Raw genomic sequence first — 1,165 nt, 5'->3', positions numbered from 1 at the left:
TTTGCCATAATAAAAGGTCCTCCTATGATTTAAATTTTACCATAGAAGAACCTCTTCAATTACATATTTACAGAAAAAGTTTCACACTGCCATATATTCTTTTACAGTTGCATCTTCCCATGCGATAACTTCTACACCGGGCAGAATATAGCGCAGTTCTGCAATTCTCTTCCAATAGTTTTCTACAATGGTAACCCGCAGACCAAGACCCAACGCAATTTCTGCCGCATTTACGCCTGCATGACCGCCGCCGATAATCAACACTCTGGGTGCTGGCAGTCCAGAAAGCTTTCTGAACAATGTACCGCTGCCGCCACGATCTACCAGTCCATATTTTACTGCTTCCAGCATTGCAAGGCTGCCTGCGATTTCACTCATTGGTTTGATAGTAGGTCTTGTGCCGTCAGGCAGTTTGATCAGTTCCATGCCCAGACCAACTGTGCCATGATCCAGCATTGCATGCAGCATATCGTGATCCACATCTTCTGCCAGATGGAACCAAGCCATAACAATCTGATCTTTTTGCAGCAGATCGTATTCTCCTGCCTGCAATTCTTTTACTTTCACCACAAATTCTGCTTTTTTATAAACATCGGCAATGGTTTCTTCTATTTTCGCGCCTGCCGCAATGTAGTCTGCATCATGAAAACCGCAATTCGCACCGGCATCCTTCTGGATCAGAACTTCATGTCCGTCCTGCACCAATGTTCTTGTCCATTCGGGTGTTAAAGCAACTCTTGTTTCTCCAGCTTTCATTTCCTTAGGGCATCCAATAATCATACTTCATTACTCCTTTCATTTTAAAAAAGTTTTTTGATTTGTTACGCCCTAATAAAAAGCAAGTCCTGTGCCAACTCTCTAAAAAAACATTTCAAATACAAATTTTTTTAGCAAATAATCTATTTTTCTTTTCTCATTCTGGTAAAAAACATGTTATTTCGTATACAAAATCCAAATTGTCTTCTTTTTTCCACCGAAAATCCCTTTGAAATACCAATACCATCAAAGCTAAAACAATAAAAATCCCAAAAACATGAAAAAAGTTGCAGTAAAAACTGCAACTTTTTTCATTATTGTACGCCGAACAGGTATGACAAAACCCCCAGTTCAACTGGGGGTAGGTAAAAATACTTTAGTATAAGAAAGAAACCTCCTGCGTTATAAT

1 protein-coding gene is annotated in these 1,165 nt (G+C 39.6%); it reads right to left on the bottom strand.

Annotated features, from left to right (window positions below; translation table 11 throughout):
- Positions 1–81: 81 nt before the first annotated feature.
- The gene (locus BUB35_RS18365) at positions 82–780 is read right to left on the bottom strand and encodes an FAD-dependent oxidoreductase (RefSeq protein WP_072854078.1); all 699 of its coding nucleotides are present in this window, start codon (positions 778–780) and stop codon (positions 82–84) included.
- Between the last annotated feature and the right edge of the window lie 385 nt (positions 781–1,165).

The organism is Anaerotignum lactatifermentans DSM 14214 (assembly GCF_900142265.1).
GTDB lineage: Bacteria > Bacillota > Clostridia > Lachnospirales > Anaerotignaceae > Anaerotignum > Anaerotignum lactatifermentans.
The sequence above is the reverse complement of the archived record's forward strand: the minus strand, read 5'-3'. Positions and strand labels throughout refer to the sequence as shown.